The following is a 1,564-nucleotide window of genomic DNA, read 5'->3' as shown; positions in this document are numbered from 1 at the left end:
CTCACCGCCTCGATGATCGAGGGCGCCGACTACCTCGCAGCCCGCGCCGCCAAGAAGCGCGAGCAGCACAACCCGACCGGCCCGATCGTCGCCTTCTCGGGTGGCGCCAACTGGCACGACCACGAGACCCTGTACGAGCGGCTCGACCAGATCCAGCGCCGCATCCCGAACATGGTGCTGGTGACCACCGCCCAGATGAAGGGCTGCGATGCCATCGCCGCTGCATGGGCCGCATCGCGCGACGTGAAGCTAGTGCTGTTCCGTCTGGACCGCCGCCTCGGCAACCGCGCCGGGTTCGTACGCAACGAGCGGATCACCGCCCTCAACCCGGTCGAGGCGATCGTCTGCGAGGGCTCGGGCGTCCAGCTCGACTTCGCCCGCAAGCTGCGCAACGCCGGTGTCCCGCTCCACGTGTTCCGGGTCGCCGAGCAGCGTCCGGTCGCGACCGCGCGTCGGGCCTGACAACTCTCCCGCAGGGGGCTCCGGGCAACCGGAGCCCCCTTGCCTTTTTCGTCGTGCCGGGGCGGCGCTCCGGGGCATCGAGCCCCATCGCGCCGCGTGGGACTGAGCTTCCGCTCTTCCCCGCATGACGGGCACACACCGCCTCGCTCGCGTCGCGGTCGGCCCTGCGGCCGACCAGCTTGCTACGCCTCGCCGGTGCGCGCCCGCGACGCTCATCACCCTGCCGCCAGGCACGGCTCGCTCCGCATCGTGGCGACCCCTGCGGGTCGCCTACTCGCTACGCCTCGCTCGTGCCGGCGTCCTTCCGGAGATCATCATGGCCATCCTGACCGTCCACCAGTCGCTCTCGTTCGACACGATCATCAAGGACCATCCCGACCGCGCCAGCGCCGAGGCTCACATGGCCAAGATGCTCAGGGAATACGGCGACTGGCCAGCCGATGCCGCATCGGATGCCGCCCGCAACGGTCGACCCGTCCTCGTGTCCGACAGCGGCGACGACGAGACCATCGAGATCCGCGTGACGTGACCAGACGCACTGGCGACTGCTCGCGCCCACCGATACGATGACTCACCCGAGAGGTACGATCATGCTCAACCTCATTCCCATCGCCGTCCTGATCCTGTTTCTGGCAGGCGCGCTCTTCTTGTTCGCACGGCGACGGGTGCCGTTCAGCTATGTTATCCTCGCCGCAGGCTTAGGTGCGGCTTCCATCGCACTTTGGCCCTTCGGGCCTGTGAGCGCGAAGGGCGAGCGCGACGCGATCGTCCTGTCGCGCGCCGGACCACTCGGAGCGCAAGCCTACCGGTCGGCCATGACCGATGGTCGCATCACGCACACCGAGATGTCCGCTATCCGGGAGGCGGCAGGTCGCGACATAGACGATCCGAACTGGCTTACGTCCACGCCGCGGTGACCGTCTCCCGGTTGCGGCCGAGCCGGCTTCCCAAGGCGCCCTCTACATCCTGAAGCCACCCCGCTGGACGCCCATCGCCGCGCGAAGAGCGCGCCGATGAGTGGGCGCTGACGCGCCCTGCTCGGCCCTGAAGGGGGCCGAGGAGGAGAGAGGGATGGAGAGTGGTGTCGAGGACAAGGGGTCCG

General features: G+C 68.9%; 3 protein-coding genes. All 3 read left to right on the top strand.

From position 1 onward, the window contains the following. On the top strand, positions 1-462 hold a 462-nt coding region (locus MF607_RS22465; protein ID WP_242122386.1), incomplete at its 5' end, for a DUF2493 domain-containing protein. A 316-nt stretch (positions 463-778) separates the two neighbouring features. Then, a complete protein-coding gene (locus MF607_RS22460; protein WP_242122385.1) occupies positions 779-991 on the top strand; it encodes a hypothetical protein in 213 nt (70 codons plus the stop codon). Between the two features lie 61 nt (positions 992-1,052). After that, entirely contained in the window at positions 1,053-1,379 is a 327-nt protein-coding gene (locus MF607_RS22455) for a hypothetical protein (RefSeq protein WP_242122384.1), read from the top strand. Positions 1,380-1,564: the final 185 nt, after the last annotated feature.

This window comes from Sphingomonas lacusdianchii, assembly GCF_022664395.1.
Classification (GTDB): Bacteria; Pseudomonadota; Alphaproteobacteria; order Sphingomonadales; family Sphingomonadaceae; genus Sphingomonas; species Sphingomonas lacusdianchii.
The sequence above is the reverse complement of the archived record's forward strand: the minus strand, read 5'-3'. Positions and strand labels throughout refer to the sequence as shown.